General features: G+C 72.1%; 24 protein-coding genes. 8 read left to right on the forward strand and 16 right to left on the reverse strand.

The window, feature by feature from the left end:
- Positions 1–64: 64 nt before the first annotated feature.
- Both ACFY9V_RS16920 and mca read right to left on the reverse strand, forming a co-directional pair.
- Positions 65–352 (reverse strand): hypothetical protein, encoded by a 288-nt coding sequence (locus tag ACFY9V_RS16920; protein ID WP_355350121.1) that lies wholly within the window; start codon positions 350–352, stop codon positions 65–67.
- A gap of 14 nt (positions 353–366) precedes the next feature.
- Positions 367–1,239: a mycothiol conjugate amidase Mca gene (gene mca, locus ACFY9V_RS16925; RefSeq protein ID WP_391127072.1), complete on the reverse strand. Its 873-nt coding sequence runs from the start codon at positions 1,237–1,239 to the stop codon at positions 367–369.
- A gap of 145 nt (positions 1,240–1,384) precedes the next feature.
- Here mca and ACFY9V_RS16930 point away from each other — a divergent pair, with 145 nt between their 5' ends.
- Together ACFY9V_RS16930 and greA are read left to right on the forward strand one after the other, a co-directional pair.
- The gene (locus tag ACFY9V_RS16930) at positions 1,385–1,816 is read left to right on the forward strand and encodes a DUF4307 domain-containing protein (protein ID WP_391161715.1); all 432 of its coding nucleotides are present in this window, start codon (positions 1,385–1,387) and stop codon (positions 1,814–1,816) included.
- 230 nt (positions 1,817–2,046) lie between these two features.
- Positions 2,047–2,544 carry a transcription elongation factor GreA gene (gene greA / locus ACFY9V_RS16935; protein ID WP_188280881.1) on the forward strand — a complete coding sequence of 166 codons (498 nt, stop codon included), beginning with the start codon at positions 2,047–2,049 and terminating at the stop codon, positions 2,542–2,544.
- Between the two features lie 132 nt (positions 2,545–2,676).
- Here the strand turns inward: greA and ACFY9V_RS16940 are convergent, their stop codons facing one another.
- The 3 genes from ACFY9V_RS16940 to ilvA form a co-directional block, all read right to left on the reverse strand.
- Positions 2,677–3,528 carry an ABC transporter permease gene (locus ACFY9V_RS16940; RefSeq protein WP_355350130.1) on the reverse strand — a complete coding sequence of 284 codons (852 nt, stop codon included), beginning with the start codon at positions 3,526–3,528 and terminating at the stop codon, positions 2,677–2,679.
- Complete coding sequence (locus ACFY9V_RS16945) at positions 3,525–4,544, reverse strand: ATP-binding cassette domain-containing protein (RefSeq protein WP_391049111.1); 1,020 nt, start codon at positions 4,542–4,544, stop codon at positions 3,525–3,527. The genes ACFY9V_RS16940 and ACFY9V_RS16945 overlap by 4 nt, the downstream gene beginning before the upstream one ends.
- Positions 4,545–4,826: 282 nt before the next feature.
- On the reverse strand, positions 4,827–6,056 hold the full coding sequence (gene ilvA, locus ACFY9V_RS16950; protein ID WP_355350136.1) for a threonine ammonia-lyase: 1,230 nt from the start codon (positions 6,054–6,056) through the stop codon (positions 4,827–4,829).
- Between the two features lie 207 nt (positions 6,057–6,263).
- Here ilvA and ACFY9V_RS16955 point away from each other — a divergent pair, with 207 nt between their 5' ends.
- From ACFY9V_RS16955 to ACFY9V_RS16965, 3 genes are read left to right on the forward strand one after another with little or no spacing between them, the layout of a single operon-like run.
- A complete protein-coding gene (locus ACFY9V_RS16955) occupies positions 6,264–6,821 on the forward strand; it encodes a MarR family transcriptional regulator (RefSeq protein WP_391161716.1) in 558 nt (185 codons plus the stop codon).
- 32 nt (positions 6,822–6,853) lie between these two features.
- Positions 6,854–7,411, forward strand: coding sequence for a sigma factor-like helix-turn-helix DNA-binding protein (locus ACFY9V_RS16960; RefSeq protein WP_391161717.1), 558 nt, complete (start codon positions 6,854–6,856; stop codon positions 7,409–7,411).
- Complete coding sequence (locus tag ACFY9V_RS16965) at positions 7,408–7,671, forward strand: hypothetical protein (protein ID WP_391049106.1); 264 nt, start codon at positions 7,408–7,410, stop codon at positions 7,669–7,671. The genes ACFY9V_RS16960 and ACFY9V_RS16965 overlap by 4 nt, the downstream gene beginning before the upstream one ends.
- Positions 7,672–7,766: 95 nt before the next feature.
- Here the strand turns inward: ACFY9V_RS16965 and ACFY9V_RS16970 are convergent, their stop codons facing one another.
- Both ACFY9V_RS16970 and ACFY9V_RS16975 read right to left on the reverse strand, forming a co-directional pair.
- A complete protein-coding gene (locus ACFY9V_RS16970) occupies positions 7,767–8,939 on the reverse strand; it encodes a cystathionine gamma-synthase (RefSeq protein WP_355349930.1) in 1,173 nt (390 codons plus the stop codon).
- Positions 8,940–8,961: 22 nt separating this feature from the next.
- A complete protein-coding gene (locus ACFY9V_RS16975; RefSeq protein WP_355349927.1) occupies positions 8,962–9,525 on the reverse strand; it encodes a PadR family transcriptional regulator in 564 nt (187 codons plus the stop codon).
- A gap of 127 nt (positions 9,526–9,652) precedes the next feature.
- On the opposite strand from ACFY9V_RS16975, the gene ACFY9V_RS16980 reads away from it, so the two are divergent.
- Together ACFY9V_RS16980 and ACFY9V_RS16985 are read left to right on the forward strand one after the other, a co-directional pair.
- The gene (locus ACFY9V_RS16980) at positions 9,653–10,105 is read left to right on the forward strand and encodes a nuclear transport factor 2 family protein (protein WP_391161718.1); all 453 of its coding nucleotides are present in this window, start codon (positions 9,653–9,655) and stop codon (positions 10,103–10,105) included.
- Between the two features lie 50 nt (positions 10,106–10,155).
- On the forward strand, positions 10,156–11,046 hold the full coding sequence (locus ACFY9V_RS16985) for a DUF3626 domain-containing protein (protein WP_391161719.1): 891 nt from the start codon (positions 10,156–10,158) through the stop codon (positions 11,044–11,046).
- Here the strand turns inward: ACFY9V_RS16985 and ACFY9V_RS16990 are convergent.
- The 9 genes from ACFY9V_RS16990 to xylA form a co-directional block, all read right to left on the reverse strand.
- A complete protein-coding gene (locus ACFY9V_RS16990; RefSeq protein WP_355349918.1) occupies positions 11,001–11,339 on the reverse strand; it encodes an STAS domain-containing protein in 339 nt (112 codons plus the stop codon). The genes ACFY9V_RS16985 and ACFY9V_RS16990 overlap by 46 nt on opposite strands.
- Before the next feature lie 103 nt (positions 11,340–11,442).
- The gene (locus ACFY9V_RS16995) at positions 11,443–11,769 is read right to left on the reverse strand and encodes an Asp23/Gls24 family envelope stress response protein (protein ID WP_391161720.1); all 327 of its coding nucleotides are present in this window, start codon (positions 11,767–11,769) and stop codon (positions 11,443–11,445) included.
- Between the two features lie 4 nt (positions 11,770–11,773).
- Positions 11,774–12,385, reverse strand: a complete 612-nt coding sequence (locus ACFY9V_RS17000; RefSeq protein WP_355349913.1) for a hypothetical protein — start codon at positions 12,383–12,385, stop codon at positions 11,774–11,776.
- Entirely contained in the window at positions 12,376–12,948 is a 573-nt protein-coding gene (locus ACFY9V_RS17005; protein WP_391161752.1) for a sigma-70 family RNA polymerase sigma factor, read from the reverse strand. The genes ACFY9V_RS17000 and ACFY9V_RS17005 overlap by 10 nt, the downstream gene beginning before the upstream one ends.
- Before the next feature lie 211 nt (positions 12,949–13,159).
- Positions 13,160–13,666, reverse strand: coding sequence for an Asp23/Gls24 family envelope stress response protein (locus ACFY9V_RS17010; protein WP_355349910.1), 507 nt, complete (start codon positions 13,664–13,666; stop codon positions 13,160–13,162).
- 260 nt (positions 13,667–13,926) lie between these two features.
- Complete coding sequence (locus ACFY9V_RS17015; RefSeq protein WP_391161721.1) at positions 13,927–14,322, reverse strand: VOC family protein; 396 nt, start codon at positions 14,320–14,322, stop codon at positions 13,927–13,929.
- 166 nt (positions 14,323–14,488) lie between these two features.
- On the reverse strand, positions 14,489–15,172 hold the full coding sequence (locus tag ACFY9V_RS17020; RefSeq protein WP_391161722.1) for an ATP-binding cassette domain-containing protein: 684 nt from the start codon (positions 15,170–15,172) through the stop codon (positions 14,489–14,491).
- A 24-nt stretch (positions 15,173–15,196) separates the two neighbouring features.
- Positions 15,197–16,648: an FtsX-like permease family protein gene (locus ACFY9V_RS17025; protein ID WP_391161723.1), complete on the reverse strand. Its 1,452-nt coding sequence runs from the start codon at positions 16,646–16,648 to the stop codon at positions 15,197–15,199.
- Positions 16,649–16,955: 307 nt separating this feature from the next.
- Entirely contained in the window at positions 16,956–18,146 is a 1,191-nt protein-coding gene (gene xylA, locus ACFY9V_RS17030) for a xylose isomerase (RefSeq protein ID WP_355349898.1), read from the reverse strand.
- Between the two features lie 91 nt (positions 18,147–18,237).
- Here xylA and xylB point away from each other — a divergent pair, with 91 nt between their 5' ends.
- Positions 18,238–19,659: a xylulokinase gene (gene xylB, locus ACFY9V_RS17035; RefSeq protein ID WP_355349895.1), complete on the forward strand. Its 1,422-nt coding sequence runs from the start codon at positions 18,238–18,240 to the stop codon at positions 19,657–19,659.
- Positions 19,660–19,884: the final 225 nt, after the last annotated feature.

Raw genomic sequence — 19,884 nt, forward strand, 5'->3', positions numbered from 1 at the left:
GGCGGCTGGCCGCGCGGTTCCCCGCGCCCCTGAAAAGCACGCCCTGCGCAAGGGCCGCCCCCCGTCAGGGGCGTGGCGGCTCCGGGGCGGAGGAGGCGGAGGCGGAGGCGGCGGGAGAAGCGGAGGGAGAGGCCGCGGGGGCCTCATGCGGCGGGCGAGCCGCGGGCTCCTCGGTGAAATCGATCTTCTTCATCTGCTTGCCCATGTTCTTCATCAGCAGCCACAGCCCGATGGCGATGGCGGCGAAGATCACGAAACCGAGGAGCCCCGGCGTCACCTTGTCCTGGTTCAGCTCACCGGCGGCGTTCGAGGCGAGCGGGACCAGCGTATTGAATCCGTGGGAGGCGTTCACCCGCCCATTGTCGCCTAGGCCCTCTCGATCCCCGCAAAGAGGTCGTCCTCAGGGATCGAGGTGTCCACGCGGGACTGCGCCAGCTCGTAGTCCTCGGTCGGCCAGACCTCCCGCTGGAGGTCCATCGGGATACGGAACCAGCCGCCGTCCGGGTCGATCTGCGTGGCGTGCGCGAGCAGCGCCTTGTCACGGATCTCGAAGAAGTCCGCGCAGGGCACGTGGGTGGTGAGCTGCCGCTCCGGGCGGTCGAACTCCTCCCAGCGCTTGAGCCACTCGCCGTACGGGGACTCCATGCCGCGCGCGAGCAGCGCCTCGTGCAGCGCGAGGGTGCGCTCCTTGTTGAAGCCCTGGTTGTAGTAGAGCTTCAGCGGCGTCCACGGCTCCCCGGCCTCGGGGTAGCGCTCGGGGTCGCCCGCGGCGTCGAAGGCCACCGCCGAGATCTTGTGGGTCATGATGTGGTCCGGGTGCGGATAGCCGCCGTTCTCGTCGTACGTGGTGATGACGTGCGGCCGGAACTCGCGGATCAGCTTCACCAGGGTGCCCGCGGCCACGTCCACGTCCTGGAGGGCGAAGCAGCCCTCGGGCAGCGGCGGCAGCGGGTCGCCCTCTGGCAGTCCCGAGTCGACGTAGCCGAGCCAGGACTGGCGGACGCCCAGGATCTGGCGCGCCTCGTCCATCTCCTTGGCGCGTACCTCGTGGATGTTCTCCTCGATGTAGGGGTCGCCCTGGAGTTTGGGGTTGAGCACCGAGCCACGCTCGCCTCCGGTGCAGGTCGCCACCAGTACGTCCACCCCCTCGGACACGTACTTGGCCATGGTGGCCGCGCCCTTGCTCGACTCGTCGTCGGGGTGGGCGTGAACGGCCATCAGTCGAAGCTGCTCAGTCAAGGCTGGGTCCTCAGGTCTTCGGGGTCCGAGCGGCGCCGAGCCCCCGTCTTCTAAGCCCCCTCCGTCGGCCGAGAGGGCGCCTCCTATAGTGACCGAGTGAGGGGACGATTAATTCCGCCGTTCCCGCGCTCGGGAGGAAAAGCCTATGACCGCCGTGCGGCCCGGTGAGCCGGGCGCCCGCCCCGCCCTGCCCGACGGCAGGTACGGTCCGGGCGCCGACGCGCGGGCGGACCGCAAGCTGCGGATCGCCGCCGTCGTGCTGGGCGCGCTGATGGCCGTCGGCGTCGGCTGGTACGGCTGGCACGCCCTCACCGGCACCAAGGTCAGCGGTCAGGTCATCGCCTTCAAGGCCGTGTCGGACCAGGCCGTGGAGATCCACCTGGAGGTCCACAAGGACCCGGGGACCGTCGCCGTCTGCACCCTGCGCTCGGTGGACGTCGACCACAACGAGGTGGGCCGCAAGGACGTCCGCCTCGCGCAGCACGCCCGGCAGGTCGACACCGTCGTCACGGTGCGGACGACCTCGCGCGGTGAGACCGGTGAGCTGGTCAGCTGCCAGACCGCCCCGCGCGGCTGACCCCGGACCCCGGCACCCGCGTTCGTTTCTCGTCCCCTTGACCGACGAGTAATTGTTAGGCTCGTGGTTTCGTCCCGGCGACCGGTGGCAATGGACTTGTTCATCGGGGCGCACCCCGGCACCGGCCGTGGGGACGAGCCGTCGGCCCCACGGGTGCGACGGCACACACCGCCCCGCGGGGAGTCCGCGGGACAGGCACACGGCATGACCAGTACCGACGAGGAGCACCTGTGACCCAGACCAGCGAGAACGTCACCTGGCTGACCCAGGCGGCGTATGACCAGCTCAAGGCCGAGCTGGAGCATCTGTCTGGTCCGGCGCGCGCCGAGATCGTCGCCAAGATCGAGGAAGCCCGCCAGGAAGGCGATCTCAAGGAGAACGCCGGCTATCACGCGGCGCGTGAGGACCAGGGCAAGCTGGAGCTGCGCATCCGCCAGCTCAACCAGATCCTGGAGTCCGCGAAGGTCGGCGAGGCCCCGGCGGACGACGGTGTGGTGGCGCCCGGCATGGTGGTGACCATCGCCTTCGACGGCGACCCCGACGACACCATGACCTTCCTGCTCGGCTCCCGCGAGGGCGTCTCCAGCGACCTGGACACGTACTCGCCGCAGTCGCCGCTCGGCCGCGGTGTGGCGGGCAAGAAGCCGGGCGAGGACGCCACGTACGAACTGCCCAACGGCAAGAGCGCGTCGGTGAAGGTCCTCGACGTGAAGCCGTACCAGGGCTGAGCGGACAGCGGTGTGCCGCCCGTCCCCGTGGCACGGGCGGCACATGTGTGACGCGGCTCTCCGCGAAGGCGTCGGGCGTGACGCGATCGTCGAGCGTGAGGCGGTCGTCCGGCTCTCCGCGGTGACCGGCTGTTAAGCGGTCGCCGAGCGGTACTTGCGGACCGCGAGCGTACGGAAGACCACGATGATGAGCACGGACCAGATCAGCGACGCCCACACCGGGTGCTGCATCGGCCAGGCGCCGGACTGCGAGACGCCCGGGTTGCCGAAGAGCACGCGGCACGCCTGCACGGTGGCGCTGAACGGGTTCCAGTCGGCGACCGCCTGGAGCCAGCCCGGCATGTTGGACGAGTCCACGAAGGCGTTCGACACGAACGTCACCGGGAAGAGCCAGATCAGGCCGCCCGAGGTGGCCGCCTCCGGGGTGCGGACCGACAGGCCGATCAGCGCGCCGATCCAGGAGAAGGCGTAGCCCAGCAGGAGCAGCAGCAGGAACGCGCCGATCATCTTCGGCACGCCGTTGTGGATGCGCCAGCCGACGAGCACGCCGACCACCGCGAGGACGACGACGGTGAGCGTCGTCTGGACGAGGTCGGCGAGGGTGCGGCCGGTGAGCACCGCGCCGCGCGCCATGGGCAGCGACCGGAAGCGGTCGATGAGGCCCTTGTTCATGTCGTCGGCGATGCCCGCGCCCGCGCCGGCGGTGGCGAAGGTGACCGTCTGGGCGAAGATGCCCGCCATCAGGAAGTTGCGGTAGTCCGAGGCGCTGAGGGAGCCGCCGACGGCGACCGAGCCGCCGAAGACGTAGCTGAACAGCACCACGAACATGATCGGCTGGATCAGCCCGAAGATGATCATCTCGGGGATGCGCAGCATCCGGATCAGATTGCGCTTGGCGACGACCAGCGAGTCCCTGACGGACTGGACGACGCCGCCCGCGCCCTTGGGCGCGGCGGTGGTCACGATGTCGGTCGTGGCGCTCACTTGACTGCCTCCTTGCGGGACGCGTCGGCCTTGCGGGCGCCCGGGTCCTCGGTCTCCTCGTCGGCGGCGTTGTCCTGCTCGGCCGCGTGGCCGGTCAGGGAGATGAACACGTCGTCCAGGGTGGGTCGGCGCAGGCCGATGTCGTCGATCTCGATGCCCTGCGCGTCCAGGTCGCGGATCACCTCGGCGAGCAGCTTGGCGCCGCCGGTCACCGGGACGGTGATCTTCCGCTGGTGTTCCTCGATCTTCGCGTCGCCCTTGCCGAATCCGGCGAGCGCGCGGGCGGCGTCGGAGATGCGGTCCCGCTCGTGCACGACGACCTCGACGCGTTCGCCGCCGGTCTGCGCCTTGAGCTGGTCGGAGGTGCCGCGCGCGATGACCTTGCCGTGGTCGATCACGCAGATGTCGTGCGCGAGGTGGTCGGCCTCTTCCAGATACTGGGTGGTGAGCAGCAAGGTGGTGCCGCCCGCGACCAGTTCCTGGATGACCTCCCAGAGCTGCTGGCGGTTGCGCGGGTCGAGTCCGGTGGTCGGCTCGTCCATGAACATCACCGGCGGGCTCACGACGAGCGCGGCGGCGAGGTCCAGGCGGCGGCGCATACCGCCGGAGTAGGTCTTGGAGGGCCGGTTCGCGGCGTCCGCCAGATTGAAGCGCTCCAGCAGTTCGTCAGCCCGCGCGCGGGCCGCCTTGGCGCTCATCTGGTAGAGCTGGCCGACCATTTGGATGTTCTCCCGGCCGGTCAGATACTCGTCGACCGCGGCGAACTGACCCGACAGGCCGATGTGCCTGCGGACCTCGTTGGGATGCTTCAGTACGTCGATGCCCGCGACGACGGCTCTGCCGCTGTCGGGTTGCAGGAGTGTGGTCAGGACCCGGACGGCGGTGGTCTTTCCCGCGCCGTTCGGCCCGAGCAGCCCGAGGACCGTGCCCTCCGGCACGTCGAGGTCCACTCCCCCCAGTGCCTTGACATCGCCGAAGGTCTTCACAAGACCCTCTGCATAGATGGCGCCCGGCATTTTGTCACTCCGTCCGTTGGTGCGGTGTGCAGCTCTCACGACTGGTGCGGTGTGCGGCTTCATGACTTCGACCGCCCGAACGGCCGAAACTCATCGCTCAGCGCGCGGCGGACCGCGCGGCGAACCGCGATGGAACGCGAGAATGACAGACGCGATATATCGCGTCAAGCCAATTTCGCGTCCGCCACGGAACCTGGTAAACAGCGCGCCGTCGCGGGGCTCGGCGGGCGATTCCCCCGCGGCGGCGGGTCGTACGACGGCGAGCTCCGGCCGCCGGGGCGGTCACCGGATGACGGTGTAACCCGCGTTCTCCAGTGCCTCGCCCACGGCGACACAGTGCTCAGGTCCCTTGGTTTCCAGGTGCACCTCGACCTCGGCCTCGGTGAGGCCGAGCCGCGGGTCGGTGCGCACATGGCTGACATCGAGGACGTTAGCGTCGACCACTGACAACACCCCCAGGAGCGTGGCGAGCGCGCCGGGCCGGTCGGTGAGACGCAGCCGCAGGGACAGGTAACGGCCGGCGGCCGACATGCCGTGCCGCAGGATGCGCTGCATCAGCAGCGGGTCGACATTGCCGCCGGAGAGCACCGCGACGACGGGCCCCCGCAGCGCCTCGGGCGCGGCCAGCAGCGCCGCGACCGGACTGGCCCCGGCCGGTTCCACGACCAGCTTCGCGCGTTCCAGGCAGAGCAGCAGCGCGGAGGAGAGCTGGTCCTCCGTCACCGTCACGACCTCGTCCACCAGGTCCCTGACCAGGGCGAACGGTATGTCGCCCGGGCGGCCGACCATGATTCCGTCGGCCATCGTGGCGACCGTGCCGAGCGCCACCGGGCGGCCGACGGCGAGCGAGGGCGGATACGCGGCGGCGCCCGCGGCCTGCACGCCGACGATCTTCACATCGGGCCGCAGCGCCTTGACGGCGACCGCGAGACCGGCGGCGAGACCGCCGCCGCCGATGCCGACCACGATGGTGCCGACCTCGGGGCACTGCTCAAGGATCTCCAGGCCCACCGTGCCCTGCCCGGCGATGATGTCCGGGTGGTCGAAGGGGTGGATGAAGACCGCCCCGGTCTGCTCGGCGTACTCGATGGCCGCCCGCAGCGTCTCGTCGACGACCGCGCCGTGCAGCCGTACCTCGGCGCCGTAGTCACGGGTCGCGGCCACCTTGGGCAGCGGGGCGCCGACGGGCATGAAGACGGTCGAGCGGACGCCGAGCAGGGAGGCCGCGAGGGCCACGCCCTGGGCGTGGTTCCCGGCGCTGGCCGCCACCACCCCGGCCGCGCGCTCCTCCGGGCCGAGGCCCGCGATGCGGACGTACGCGCCGCGAATTTTGAACGAACCTGTGCGTTGAAGATTCTCGCATTTGAGGTGCACAGGTGCTCCGACCAGCGACGACAGATGGCGGCTGCCTTCCATCGCGGTGATACGGGCCACCCCGGAGAGCATTTTGTGCGCTCCTCGCACGTCATCGAGGGTGATCGAAGGGGACGCTGCGGGCACCGAACTGTCCATGGGCCCAGTCTCCCAGCTCCGGCGGACCGCCACCGCCGGGGGCCAAGGGTGTCACCGGCGGCCGGAATACGTGTCAGGGCCGGGGCCGCGGCGGGCGGCGTATTGCCGGTGAAGGGTCACGGGGCCTTCCGCGCCGCGTACTCTTCTCCACAACTTCCGCCTTCCCGTTCCCCTTCACAGGACCGACAGAACGCGAGCTTCAAGGTCATGTCCAACCCCACGGAGACCTCGACCGAACTCCTTGAGCGCCTCCAGCACCAGGTCGCACTTTTCGCCCGTCGCGCGGAACAGACGCGGCTCGGCGGAGTCGGCAAGGCCCGCAACTCCATGGACCGCGCCGCCTACCTGCTGCTCAACCGGCTCGACCGCGAAGGCCCGATGGGCGTCAAGGCGCTCGCCGAGGCCATGGGCATCGACTCCTCCACGGTCACCCGCCAGGTCGCCCCGCTCGTCGACACCGGCCTGGTCAAGCGCACCTCGCACCCGGAGGACGGCCGCGCGGTCGTCCTCGCCCTGTCGCCGCGCGGCCGGTCCCGGCTCGACGCGGTACGCGACTCCCGCCGCCGGCTGATGGCCGAGGTCACCGACGAGTGGACCCCGCGGGAGCGGGCGATCTTCACCGAGCTGCTGGCCCGCTTCAACACCTCGCTCGCCGACTGGCACACCGGGGCGGGACAGCGCGAGGAGCCGGAGTCCGACGAGGCCGGTGGGACCGAGGGGACCGGCGGCGCGACGGGGTCGCGGGGAGACACGCAAGGGGCTTGACCCGGAACACCCGGTTGCCGTCCCATGGCCGCGTGGGGAAGCGCCGGGCGGCAGCGGAAAACCGACGGGACGCCGAATTCGCGGCGTTCACCGCGGGCGCGGCGGGCCGTCTGCTGCACGCCGCCACACTGCTGGCGGGCGACCCTGAGGCCGCCGACCGCCTCCTGACCGCGACGCTCGCGCACGTCTACGCCAACTGGCTCACGATGCGCGCGGAGGACCCGTACGAACGGGCCAGGAGCGAGCTGGTACGGCGGTTCGCCTACCGCCCGTGGTGGCGGCGGCCCCGCGGCGGCACCCTGGACCGGCTCAGCGGCCAGGAGCGGCTGATCGTCGTGATGCGGCACTTCGAGGGCGTCGCGGAGGAGCAGACCGCGGCCCAACTCGGCCTGCCCGTCGAGCGGGTGCGCGCCATCTGCGCCCGCGGGACGGCCACGCTGCGCAGCAGGCCCGAAGAGGACGATCCGGCCGCCGACGCGGCGGCCAGGGCCGTGGCCGCCGCCGCGGCGCGGGCCCGCAGAGCCCCCAGGGAGACCGAACCGGCTTCCGAGGCAGCGGAGTTGGCCGAGTCCAGCGCGGTGGCACCGTGAGCCGCCTGCCCAACCGCCGCGACGACGAGGTGCGCCGCCTGCTGGACACCCCGCACCCGGTGGTCCCGCTCGATCTCACCGCCCGCGCCGCCGCCCGCGGACGCCGGATCGTACGCCGCCGCCGGGTGGTCCGACTCGCCCTGTGGCTGGTGCTGTTCGCGGCCGTCGTGGCCGGTCTGGTCCTGGCCGCGGTGGCCTGGCCCGACCACTCGGCCCCTACGACGCCGACGGACGGCAGTTGGTGGTCGGCGACGGGCTGACGCCTTTCGTGGGAAAGGCGCCGGGCCCGTACGGTACGCGGCGCGCGCGACCGTACGGGCCCGGGAGTTCACGCTCTCACGACCGTGTCACGACCTCAGCCGAGGGCCTGCGCCAGGTCGGCCAGCAGGTCGTCCGCGGCCTCGATGCCGACCGACAGGCGTACCAGATCGGCGGGCACCTCCAGCGCGGAACCGGCCACCGAGGCGTGCGTCATACGGCCCGGGTGCTCGATCAACGACTCGACGCCGCCGAGGGATTCGCCGAGCGTGAAGAGCTCCGCGCGGTCGCAGACGGCGACCGCCGCGTCCTCGCCGCCCACGACGCGGAAGGACACCATGCCGCCGAACGCCTTCATCTGCTTGGCGGCCACCTCGTGCCCCGCGTGCTCCGGCAGACCGGGGTAGTACACCTGCGCCACCTTCGGGTGCGCGGCCAGCATGCCGGCCACCCGCGTCGCGTTGGCGCTGTGCCGGTCCATCCGTACCGCGAGCGTCTTGACGCCGCGCATCACCAGCCACGCGTCGAACGGCCCGGCGACCGCGCCCATCGCGTTCTGGTGGTACGCCAACTCCTCGCCCAGGCCCGCGTCCGAGGTGACCAGCGCGCCGCCGACCACGTCGGAGTGCCCGCCCATGTACTTGGTCGTGGAGTGCACGACGACGTCCGCGCCGAGCGCCAACGGCTGCTGGAGGTAAGGGCTCGCGAAGGTGTTGTCGACCACCAGCCGCACCCCGGCCTGCCGGGCGACCCCGGCGACCGCCGCGATGTCGGTGATGCCGAGCAGCGGGTTCGAGGGCGTCTCGACCCAGATCAGCTTGGTCTCCGGCCGGAGCGCGTCCCGTACCGCCTGGACGTCGGAGGTGTCGGCCACCGACCAGCGCACGCCCCAGCGCTCCACGACCTTCGCGAAGAGCCGGAAGGTGCCGCCGTACGCGTCGTTCGGGATCACCACGTGGTCGCCCGGCGCGAGCATCGTACGCAGCAGGCAGTCCTCGGCCGCGAGCCCCGAGGCGAAGGCGAGGCCGCGGCTGCCGCCCTCCAGCGCCGCCAGGTTCTCTTCGAGGGCGGTCCTGGTCGGGTTGGCCGACCGGCTGTACTCGTAGCCGCCGCGCAGGCCGCCGACACCGTCCTGCTTGTACGTCGACACCTGGTAAATCGGCGTCACCACGGCCCCGGTCTGCGCGTCCGCGGCCTGGCCGGCGTGGATCGCGAGGGTCTCGAAGTGCTGGTGGCCGATGTCCTGGTGCCCGATGTGCTTGTCGCTCATGGCCCCGAGCGTAGTGCCGCCGTCAGGCCCGCGCCGACAGCCTCGCGCGCAGCACGGCCGCGCTGCGCTCGCACCACTCGGCGTTTCCCCGCTCGAAGGCGAGGCCGCGCAGGCACGTCAGATACGGGCCGATGCGGGTGCCGTGGCGCAGGAAGTCCTCCTCGTCCCGGTCGCCGCGGAGCTTGCCGAGCAGGGTCGTGAACAGCTCGGCCTTCGCCGCCGCGAAGGCGGCGCGCTCCATGAGCTGGGCGATGACGGCCTCGGTGCCGAGGCGGTCGGCGGTCTGAACCTTCACAAGGAGTTCATCACGGATGAAGGACGGTTTCGCGGGCGCCGCCGCGAAGCGTTCCAGTTCGGCGAGGCCGGCGTCGGTCACCTGGAAGAGGCGCTTGTTCGGCCGCGTGTCCTGGACGACCTCCCGGCCGGTGACCAGGCCGTCGCTCTCCAGCCTGGTCAGTTCCGCGTAGAGCTGCTGGGGCAGCGCGTGCCAGAAGTTGGCCACGCCGACGTTGAACGCCTTGGCCAGCTGGTAGCCGCTCAGCTCCTCGTCCAGCAGCGCCGCGAGGACCGCGTGGCGCAAAGCCATCGCCCGGCCTCCTCCCGTCCGCCCGGTCCGTTGTACGCTCGACATGGTACTCAAGAAAGTGACTAATCAGATGCACGACTAGGGGGTCCGCCCAGGGCAGCCCTCCAGAACCGAAGGAGCAGCCGCCGTGACCGCGACGGACGCCGTGACCGCAGACCCCTCCGCCTTCCGCGCCGCCGTCGAGTCGGGCGACGTCGAGGCCCTCAGCCGCCTGTTCACCGACGACATCCGGCTCTACAGCCCGGTGAAGTTCACCCCGTTCGAGGGCAAGCCGCTCGTCGTCGGCCTCTTCCACGTCCTGGTGCGCACCTTCGAGGACTTCCGCTACATCGGCCGGTTCGACGGCTCCGCCCGGACCACCGGTGACGGCACCGACGCCCCGTCCGCGATCCTGCTCTTCCGCGCCACCGTCAACGGCAAGGAGATCCACGGCATCGACATGCTCCAGTTCGACCCGGCCGGGCTGATCAAGGAGATCACTGTCATGGTCCGCCCCCAGTCCGCCGTCCAGACCCTCGGCGAAGCCGTCCTCGCCGGCCTCGTCGCCGACGGCCTGGCCCCGGCCCCGGCCCCGCGCTGACGGCCGACGGCTCGGCCCGCACAGGAGGCAGGGGGCAAGGGGTGGATGACGTGACCGGGGAAACGCCGCTCGCGGCGGATGAGGCGTTGCGCCACGTGACCGGGCTGGCGCGGGCCGGGACGCCGGTTGCCGCCGGGGTGCGGGTGAGCGTGAATTTCCATCCGGACCGCGGGGGGATGCTGGAGGCGCTGGGACGGGAGGGCGTGTACCGGTCGCAGTTCGTGACCGGTACGAGCAACGGGGGCCTGACCGCGTATCCGGGCGGAGACCGGTGGCGGTGGGAGAGCCGGATCTTCGGGGGCGCGTACGACCGGGCGGACGGGCGGGCACGGCCGGTGTACGGGGCGTTGAACTTCCGGCGCGAGCAGGTCGGCGCGGCCCCGCGCTTCGGGTCCGCGCACTTCCGGCTGCGCGCCGGGACGCTGGCACGGGCGACCTTCTGCTATCCGGACAGCGCCCGGGAACCGTCCGACTTCGGGGTCGAAGGGACGGTGTCGGCCCTGGTGGAGCTGGCCCGCGCGGACACCGCGGCCGGGCGGGGGGACGCGCTCGACGGCTATGTGGAGGCGCAGGTGCACGGTCCCGTGGTGCTCGCCGAGGACGTGGAGGCGCTGGTGCTCGACCCGAGCCACCGCGGCACCACCGTGGAGGACGCCGCGCGCCTGCTGCCGTGCCCGCTGGAGTGGCACGCCGGTTTCCGCCTCGCCGTCACGGAGTTGCGCCGCCACCCGGACTACCGGGGGCCGGAATTCGTCGCGCTGGGCGCCGAGATCGCGGAGGGCGGATTCCTCGACCCGCGCGTCATCGGCGAGGCCGCCCGCACCGGCCGCCACGACCCGCAGTCGCTCAAGCGCGTCTGGCACTGCGTGGCCCGCTTCGGGGCGCCGCCGGAGGGTCAGGCGGTTGTGGTGGGGGAGGTCGGGGAGGTGGGGAGGCGGTAGTCGGACAGGGAGAGCATGCGGCGGTGCTGGGGGCGCAGACCCGTGATGTGGAGCGGGAGCGCGAAGGCGGTGCAGCGGGCGTGCAGGCTGCTCAGGAAGCGCAGCGCCGTCGTGTCCATGAAGGGGACGGCGTCGAAGTCGAGGTGGACCCCCCGCAGGCCGGGGCGCAGCGCCAGTTGGGCCTGGGTCAGGGCCGGGCGCGCTTCGAGGTCGATGTCCCCGCACGGCCGGAGGGTGAGTATCCCGTCGTCGTCCAGCGCGGTCGGACAGGTGAAGGGAGCCGTGGCGTCCATGGCGGTCTGTGTCCTCTCTCGAATCTCGAAGGGTCTGCACCCTTGGACACCGTGGGCGGACGGACATCACGCGCGGGGACGTACCCGGTGAAAACGGACGGTCTCAGACGATCGCGGTGACCGTCACCGACACCGTGACCGGCGTGGTCAGCGTCTGCGGATACGTCGTGTAGACCGCCTCGACGACCGCCTCCCGCACGTGCTGGGCGACCCGGGCCGCCTGGTAGCCGGTGCGTACGGCCAGCGAGACCGTGACCGCGCACTGCGCGGGGTCGGTCCGCCACCGCACGGTGACACCGGGGGCGGTACGCGAGCGCAGCCGGTCGGTCAGGCGCGGGCTGAGGTAGGCGACGCCGGGGACGTCGACCGCGGCGGCGCCCGCCGCGGTCGCGGTCTCGCGCTCTTCCGGTGTGCGGGTCAGCGGGTTCATCGGGTCAGCCCTCCCCGGAGGTCGCGTCGTTGAGCGGGCGGTCGGCCGCCGCCCCGTCGTCCAGGACGTCCACCACCGACACGTCCACCGCGGCGACGTCCAGGCCGATCACCGCGTGCGCCGCGTTCATGACGCGTTCGCGGACCGCCGCGGCGGCCTCGGGGACGGTACGGCTGAGGACGACGGCCACTTCCAGGCGGACCCGCAGCGGCACGCGCGGCAGCGGCAGGCCGGGCAGTACGTAGCGCGCGGGCTCGCGGGCCGCGGTGATCCGACAGCTCCCGGCCACGACACCGGGAACCGCGTCCGCGGCCTGCCGGAAGAGCCGGGCGGCGGCGGTCTCGGTGATCCAGTCGTCGGCCGCGGGGTCGCCGAGCGGTACGAGGCGGCCGGGCCGCAGTTCGGTCCGCACCAGGTCCATCACGCGGGCGGCCAGATCGGGCGCGGGCAGGTCGCGTACCGCCAGCGCCTGGTGCACGGCCTGGTCGAGCTGGGCCAGTTCGGCGAGCGAGTCCCGGCAGTGCGGGCAGTCCTCGTGGCCGGGGGCGGGCTCGCCGCCCTCCCACAGATCGGCCAACGAGGCGTCGCAGGGCAGGAGTTCGTCGTCTAGCGCCATGTGTCCATCGCCTCCGTCAGATAGCGGCGGGCGCGGAAGATCCGTCCCCGGACGGCCGGTTCGCCGATCCCCACGGCGGCGGCGATCTCGTCGTACGACAGGCCGTGGAATTCGCGCAGCACCCAGCACGCGCGCTGCTCGGGGGTGAGCCCGGCCAGCGCGCGGTGCAGCGCCTCGGCCGACGCGGCGGACTCCGCGGCGCGGACGGGCGAGGACTGGTACTCGGGCGCGGCGGGTTCGACGATCGAGTCCAGCGGCTGGGTGGGGCGGCGGCCCCTGAGGACGTTGAGGCAGCGGTTGGTCACGATGCGGTACATCCACGTGCCGAAGGCCGCGTTCCTGCGGAACTCCGGCAGCCGCCGCCACGCGCTGACATACGCGTCCTGCACCGCGTCCTCCGCCTCGGCGTCGTTGCCGAGCAACCGGCGTGCCAGGCGCAGCAGTTCGCCGCTGTGCCGCCGTACCAGGATCTCGAACGCCTCGTCGTCGCCCTCGCTCGCGCGGGCGACCAGCAGGTCTTCCTCCCGCCCGGACGCCGGCGGCTCCGACTCGGGCGGGGGCACATGCGACGGCGCCCCGTCGGACGCCTCACCGGACACGGCACCGCGCCGGGTCCTCGGCGGCGAGCAGAGGCACGTACAAGCAGGTCAACGTCGTCCGTCCAACAGGTGATCGCGGTCCACGGGGGTGTGCCGTACGGCACCGGGTTCGTGCGAGCGGCAGCGGCGTGCGGGGGCGCCGGGGTGGGACAGCCCCGGCGCCCCCGGAGAACGGCTACTGCACTCGTCCCTCGGCGGGGGTGTCGTCGTCCTCGTCGGGCAGGTGCACGTCGACGATCGAGACGTTGACTTCGACGACCTCGAGGCCGGTCATGCGCTCGACGGCGGAGATCACGTTCTCCCGTACGTCGGCGGACACATCGGTGATGGCGACGCCGTACTCGACCACCAGCTCCAGGTCCACGGCCGTCTGCCGTTCGCCGACCTCGACCTTGACGCCGCGGGTCACGTTGGGGCGGCCACCGGGGACGCGGTCGCGGATGGCGCCCATGCTGCGGGCGAGGCTGCCGCCGAAGTCGTGGACGCCGAGCACCTCGCGTGCCGCCATGCCCGCGATCTTCTCCACGACGGAATTGGCGATGGACGTACGGCCGCGCTCGGCGGGCACGCGGAAGGCGCCGTCGGCCCGCTTCTCCAGGCCCTGCCCCTTGCTGCCGTCGTCGTCGCGGTCCGTGCTGGTGCGCTGGGGCGAAACCGGCGCTTCGGCCTTCGTCGTGGTCATACCGGGTCTCCTGGTGTTCGCAAGTGCACCGGCCGGGTCGCGCGGATCCACTGACGCGGATCGCACGACGGTGGATCGTACGAATACGCCGACCCTACGGTGCATGTGGCGGCCTCATGGGCCCTGACATTCTTAAGACACCCCTGATCCGGAGACCTCACGCGCGAATCCGGGATCTTCTCGAAGAGATTCCCGCGCGGGTCGGCGGGAGCGGGCCCGGCCCGGGTCCTGAGGCTCCGCGCCCCCGGTCCCGGCGGGGCTCAGACGTCGGTGCGCACCCAGAGGCAGAAGGGGTGACCGGCCGGGTCGAGGAAGATCCGCGTGTCGTTCTCCGGCTGGTGCGCGGCGAGGGTGGCGCCGCAGGCCAGGGCGGTGGCGGTGCCCGCCGGGAGGTCGGTGACCTCGAAGTCGAGATGCAGCATCATCTGCTGCGCGGCGGGGGCGGAGGGCCAGGTCGGCGGGGTGTAGAGGGGCTCGGTCTGGAAGGACAGGCCCGTGCCGCCGCCGGGCGGGTTGAGCTTGACCCAGTCGGGCTCCCGCGCGGTGACCTCCCAGCCGAGCAGCCGCCGGTAGAAGTCGGCGAGCGCCGTCGCGTCGGGCGCGTCGAGGACGACGGCGGTGAAGGTCGTACGCAGTGGTGCGGTCGGCTCTGACATCGGTCTCCCCTGGTCGCGGCGGGCCGGGCACGGCGGCCCGGCTCTCGGGCGTGCGGCCCGTCCGCGGTCCAGCGTGGCACCGGGCACCGACAACGCGGCGCCGCCTCTCCGCCGCCGGACGGATCGACCGGCGGAGGGGAGGCGAGGGGCCCGCCGCGCTCCCCGCTCAGGCGGCTGTGCGCTCGCGCAGCGTCAGCGTCCCCTTCCTGATCGTCGCCAGCCGCGGCGCCCGCTTGGCGATGCCCGAGTCGTGGGTGACGAGGATGAAGGTGAGGCCGCGGTCGCGCCAGAGCCCTTCGAGCAGGCCCATGATGTCGTCGCGGGTGCCCTCGTCGAGGTTGCCGGTGGGCTCGTCGGCGAGCAGCACCTTGGGCTCCTTGACCAGGGCGCGGGCGATGGCGACGCGCTGTTGCTGGCCGCCGGAGAGCTCGGAGGGCAGGTGGGCCAGCCGTTCGCCGAGGCCCACCGACTCCAGTGCCCGCGCGGCGCGTTCGCGGCGGGCCGCGCCCTTGACCCCCATGGGTACGAGGGCGGTCTCGACGTTCTCCTGCGCGGTGAGGGTCGGGATGAGGTTGAAGCTCTGGAAGATGAAGCCGATGTTCTCCGACCGCACCTTGGTGAGCTTGGCCTCGCCGAGCTTGGCGAGGTCGACGCCGTCCAGTTCCACGGCGCCCGACGTCGGGCGGTCGAGGCCGCCGAGCATCTGGAGGAGCGTGGACTTGCCGCCGCCGGTGGGGCCCTGGATGACGAGCTGGTCGCCGTCGGCGATGGCCAGGTCGATGCCCTTGAGGGCGTCCACGGTGGCCTTGCCGCGCCGGTAGCGCTTGGTCACGCCGGTCAACTGATACATGGTCAATTCCTTCTGGACGAGGGGCTATTCGACGCGGCGCAGGGCGTCGGCGGGGCGCAGCCGGGAGGCGCGCCAGCCGCCGAAGGCGCCCGCGATCAGGCCGCCCGCGACGGCCAGGCCGACGGCGAGGGCGATGGTGTGGACGCTGACCGGGGCGCTCAGCGCGATGTCGACGGTCTTGGCGGCGGAACGGGCCGGGCCGCCGAAGCCGCCGCCACCGCCGCCTGCGCCGCCACCGCCTCCGTTGGAGCCGAGTTGAGCGCTGAGCGTCGGGCTGATCGCGGTGACCGCGTACGCCCCCGCCAGGCCGAGCGCGATGCCGAGGACACCGCCGAGCAGCCCGTTGACCAGCGCTTCGCCCATCACCTGCCGGGTGATCCGGCCGCTCTTCCAGCCGAGCGCCTTGAGCGTGCCGAATTCCCGTACCCGCCTGCTGACGGCGGAGGAGGTGAGCAGCCCCGCGACCAGGAAGGCCGCGACCAGGACGGCGATCGACAGCCACTTGCCGACGTTGGTGGCGAGCGAGGACGCCGTCGACAGCGAGCCGGAGACGGTGGAGGCCAGATCGGCCGAGGTGGTGACCGTGGTCCCCGAAATGTTCTTCTGGATGGCCGACTTGACGCTGTCGATCTGCTGCGAGCCGGACGCCTTGACGTACACCGTGGTGATCTTGTCCGCGGAGTCCGAGAGCGTCTGCGCCTGTTTCAGCGGCAGGTAGAGGTTGGCCGCCGCCTGGCCGCTGTCGGCGGTCGCGATGCCGATGACCTTGTACTTCGTGTCCTTGACGGTGACCGTCGAGCCGACCGAGAGCTTGTTCTCCTTGGCGTACGCGGAGTCGGCCACGGCGACCTCGGCGTCCGCCTGGGCGGCGGTGAAGGTGGTGCCCGAGGTGATCTTCGACGAAGTCAGCGGGCCGAGCGCGAGGTTGGAGACATCGACGCCGTACAGCGTGTAGCTGTTGGCGTCGAACTGCGCGCCACCGCCCCGGACTTCGCCCTGCGGCGGGGTGTTGCCGCCGCCGCGCCCGCCGCCGCCGGAGGTGCCCTGCTTCTGCTGGAACTGTCCTTGCGTGAACGAGCCGTCGATCTTGAGCACTTGGAGGCTGAGGCCGCCGACCGCGCCCGCGACGTGCTGCTGACCGCTCACCTTGCCGACGACCGAGGACGCCAGCGTCTGGAAGCCCTGGACCATGACGCGGTCGCTGCTCTGCGTCTTTCCGTCGCTGTTCGCGTCGAAGTCGAACTTGGGGCGGGTCGTACCACCGCTCGCGGTGGCGGCGGGCGCGGCCTTGGTGACGGTCATGTCCGTACCGAGGCCGTACAGCGACTGGAGGACCTTGTCCTGCGCCTGGCCCATGCCGGACGAGACGGAGTTGACGGTGATGACCAGCCCGATGCCGAGCGCGAGGCCCAGGGCGACGACGAGTGCCGCCTTGCGTCGGCGGCGCAGCTCGCGCCGGAGATACGTGAAGAACATCCGATTCCTCGTGGGTGGCAGTGGGTGGAGCCGGGAGTGGAGTGGACGCGAGGAGGGGGTGCGTCCACTCCGCTCCCGCTGCCGCGAACGCTAGGAATCAGCGGTGACGTTCCGGTGAGGCGGGTGTGAGGGAGTGCTGAGAAACAGGGTGCCGCGATGAGCCGGGGATAAAGCCCGGGTGAGGAGTTCCTTGAACAGCTCTCCCACGGGCCCTGCACAGGCCCGTGACAGTTCGCTCGGGAAGTCTGACGCGGGGTGCGACCCGCACCCCGCGGGAGTCACCGCGGGCCGGGCCGCCTGCCCCCGGTCAGCGGACACCCAGCAGGTGGTCCATGGCGAGCTGGTCGAGCGCTTCGAAGGCCATGCCCCGCTCGGCCGCCGCCGTGACGTCGAAGTCCTCGTACGCGCCGCGGTCGGCGAGCAGTCCGGCCAGCCGTCCGCCCAGCGTGTCCTCCGCGCCGAGCGTCGGCAGGGCCAGCTCGTCCAGGCGCGAGGCCCGCAGCGCGGCCTGCACCTCGGGGTCGGCGCGGAAGGCGGCGGCGCGCTCCTTGAGGATCAGGTAGTTGCGCATGCAGCCCGCGGCCGACGCCCACACCCCGTCGTAGTCCTCGGTACGCGGCGGCTTGAAGTCGAAGTGCCGCGGCCCCTGGTATCCGGCGGTCTCCAGCAGGTCGACCAGCCAGAAGGCGGAGCGCAGGTCGCCCGCGCCGAAGCGGAGGTCCTGGTCGTACTTGATGCCGGTCTGGCCGTTGAGGTCGATGTGGAAGAGCTTGCCGTGCCACAGCGCCTGGGCGATGCCGTGCGGGAAGTTGAGCCCGGCCATCTGCTCGTGGCCGACCTCGGGGTTGACGCCGACGATGTCGGGGCGCTCCAGCGAGTTGATGAAGGCCAGCGCGTGGCCGACGGTCGGCAGCAGGATGTCGCCGCGCGGCTCGTTCGGCTTCGGCTCGACCGCGAACCGCAGGTTGTAGCCCTGCTCGGTGACGTACTCGCCGAGCAGGTCGAACGCCTCCTTCATCCGGTCGAGCGCCAGCCGTACGTCCTTGGCGCCGCCGGACTCCGCGCCCTCCCGGCCGCCCCACGCCACATACGTCTCCGCGCCCAGCTCGGCGGCGAGGTCGATGTTGCGGAGGGTCTTGCGGAGGGCGAAGCGGCGGACATCGCGGTCGTTGGCGGTGAAGGCGCCGTCCTTGAAGACCGGGTGCGTGAAGAGGTTCGTGGTCAGCATCGGGGTGGTCATCCCGGTGGTGTCCAGCGCCTGCCGGAACCGCTTGACCAGCGCGTCGCGCTCCGCGTCCGTCGAGCCGAACGGGATCAGGTCGTCGTCGTGGAAGGTGACGCCGTACGCGCCCAGCTCGGAGAGCCGGTTGACGGACTCGACCGGGTCCAGCGGGGCGCGGGTGGCGTCGCCGAACGGGTCGCGGCCCTGCCAGCCGACGGTCCACAGGCCGAAGGTGAACTTGTGCTCGGGGGCCGGGGTAAGACTCTCGGAAGTCATTGCGACTGGCTCCTATTCGTCAGACTGTTAAACAAATTAGTATGCGAGACCAGCGATGGGAAGTGGCGCTCGCGAAGGGATCGGGAATCGCATGGGGTCGAAAGCAGGGACGGGACGGGTCGTGCTCGGGGTGGACAGCTCCACGCAGTCCACGAAAGTGCTGGCCGTCGACGTGGACAGCGGCGCCGTCCTGGCCGCCGGGCAGGCGCCGCACACGGTCAGCTCGGGGGCCGGACGCGAGACCGACCCCGAGGTGTGGTGGACGGCGCTGCGCGACGCGATCGGGCAGACCGGGGAGTACGCGGCGCGCGCCGAGGCGATATCGGTCGGCGGGCAGCAGCACGGGCTGGTCGTCCTCGACGCCGCCGGACGCCCGCTGCGGCCCGCGCTGCTCTGGAACGACGTACGGTCCGCGCCGCAGGCCGCCGCGCTCGTCGAACGGCACGGCGCGCAGTGGTGGGCCGAGCGCTTCGGCTCCGTCCCCGCGGCCAGCTTCACCGCCGCCAAGTGGGCATGGCTCACCGAGCACGAGCCCGAGGTCGCGGCAGCCGCCGCGGCCGTACGCCTCCCCCACGACTTCCTCACCGAGCGGCTCGGCGGCGCCGCCGTCACCGACCGCGGCGACGTCTCCGGCACCGGCTGGTGGGCCTCGGGCACCGAGACCTACGACGACGGGCTGCTCGCCGAGATCGGGCTCGACCCCGCGCTGCTCCCGACCGTCCTCGGGCCCGGCGAGGAGGCGGGCACCGTCTCCGCCGGTCTGCCCCTGCGGCCCGGCACCCTTGTCGCCTCCGGCACCGGCGACAACGCCGCCGCCGCGCTGGGCCTCGGCCTCGAACCCGGACGCGCCGTCCTCAGCCTCGGTACCTCCGGTACGGTCTACGCCGTTTCGCGGCGGCGGCCGACCGACGCGTCCGGGACCGTCGCGGGTTTCGCCGCCGCCGACGGGGGCTGGCTGCCGCTGGCCTGCACCCTCAACTGCACGCTGGCCGTCGACAAGGTGGCCGCGCTCCTGCGGCTCGACCGGGAGGAGGTGGAGCCCGGCGGCTCCGTCGCCTTCCTCCCCTTCCTCGACGGTGAGCGCACTCCCAACCTGCCGTACGCCTCGGGGCTGCTGACCGGCCTGCGCCACGACACGTCCGCCGGACAGGTGCTCCAGGCCGCCTACGACGGGGCCGTCTACGCGCTTCTCTCCGCCCTCGACCAGGTGCTCGCCGTGGACTCCGCCCCCTCCGACCAGCCCCTTCTCCTCATCGGCGGCGGCGCCCGGGGCGCGGCCTGGCTCGACACCGTCCGCCGCCTTTCGGGGCGGGCCGTTCAGGTGCCGCGTGCCGCGGAGCTGGTCGCGCTGGGCGCCGCCGCGCAGGCCGCGGCTCTCCTCACCAAGGAGTCTCCCTCCGCCGTCGCGCTCCGCTGGGGTACCGCGGCAGGGGCTCTCCACCCGCCCCTTCCCCGCGATGACGCTGCGCTCGCCCGCCTCTCCTCCGCGCTCCCGCTGGCGGCCGGCCGCTGACCCCGCCGCCTTTCTGGGGGCGGCGCCCGTTTCTTTCCCACCCGCCCACCCGTGCGAGTGCTTTCTTCGTCTGCGGGTGCCGCCCGTGCCTGGTCGGTCCCGGCCCGGGGCACCTCCTCGGGCGACGAACGTGCACCCACTTCGAAAACGTCCAGCCCCTTTCCGTTCGTCCCCCTGCGGGGGCACCCCGCACCGTCCCCTCCGGTCCGCCGGCGCCCGCCTGTC

Origin of the sequence: Streptomyces sp. NPDC008317, assembly GCF_042955955.1 — a bacterium.
In the GTDB taxonomy this organism is placed as follows: Bacteria; Actinomycetota; Actinomycetes; order Streptomycetales; family Streptomycetaceae; genus Actinacidiphila.

Excerpts from the sequence above, each read along its gene's own strand:
- ACFY9V_RS16930 (WP_391161715.1), top strand. The coding sequence starts at position 1,385 with ATGACCGCCGTGCGGCCCGGTGAGCCGGGCGCCCGCCCCGCCCTGCCC.
- ACFY9V_RS16945 (WP_391049111.1), bottom strand. The coding sequence starts at position 4,544 with ATGCCGGGCGCCATCTATGCAGAGGGTCTTGTGAAGACCTTCGGCGAT.
- ilvA (WP_355350136.1), bottom strand. The coding sequence starts at position 6,056 with ATGGACAGTTCGGTGCCCGCAGCGTCCCCTTCGATCACCCTCGATGAC.
- ACFY9V_RS16955 (WP_391161716.1), top strand. The coding sequence starts at position 6,264 with ATGTCCAACCCCACGGAGACCTCGACCGAACTCCTTGAGCGCCTCCAG.
- ACFY9V_RS16970 (WP_355349930.1), bottom strand. The coding sequence starts at position 8,939 with ATGAGCGACAAGCACATCGGGCACCAGGACATCGGCCACCAGCACTTC.
- ACFY9V_RS16975 (WP_355349927.1), bottom strand. The coding sequence starts at position 9,525 with ATGGCTTTGCGCCACGCGGTCCTCGCGGCGCTGCTGGACGAGGAGCTG.
- ACFY9V_RS16990 (WP_355349918.1), bottom strand. The coding sequence starts at position 11,339 with ATGGACGCCACGGCTCCCTTCACCTGTCCGACCGCGCTGGACGACGAC.
- ACFY9V_RS16995 (WP_391161720.1), bottom strand. The coding sequence starts at position 11,769 with ATGAACCCGCTGACCCGCACACCGGAAGAGCGCGAGACCGCGACCGCG.
- ACFY9V_RS17000 (WP_355349913.1), bottom strand. The coding sequence starts at position 12,385 with ATGGCGCTAGACGACGAACTCCTGCCCTGCGACGCCTCGTTGGCCGAT.
- ACFY9V_RS17010 (WP_355349910.1), bottom strand. The coding sequence starts at position 13,666 with ATGACCACGACGAAGGCCGAAGCGCCGGTTTCGCCCCAGCGCACCAGC.
- ACFY9V_RS17015 (WP_391161721.1), bottom strand. The coding sequence starts at position 14,322 with ATGTCAGAGCCGACCGCACCACTGCGTACGACCTTCACCGCCGTCGTC.
- ACFY9V_RS17020 (WP_391161722.1), bottom strand. The coding sequence starts at position 15,172 with ATGTATCAGTTGACCGGCGTGACCAAGCGCTACCGGCGCGGCAAGGCC.
- ACFY9V_RS17025 (WP_391161723.1), bottom strand. The coding sequence starts at position 16,648 with ATGTTCTTCACGTATCTCCGGCGCGAGCTGCGCCGCCGACGCAAGGCG.
- xylA (WP_355349898.1), bottom strand. The coding sequence starts at position 18,146 with ATGACTTCCGAGAGTCTTACCCCGGCCCCCGAGCACAAGTTCACCTTC.
- xylB (WP_355349895.1), top strand. The coding sequence starts at position 18,238 with ATGGGGTCGAAAGCAGGGACGGGACGGGTCGTGCTCGGGGTGGACAGC.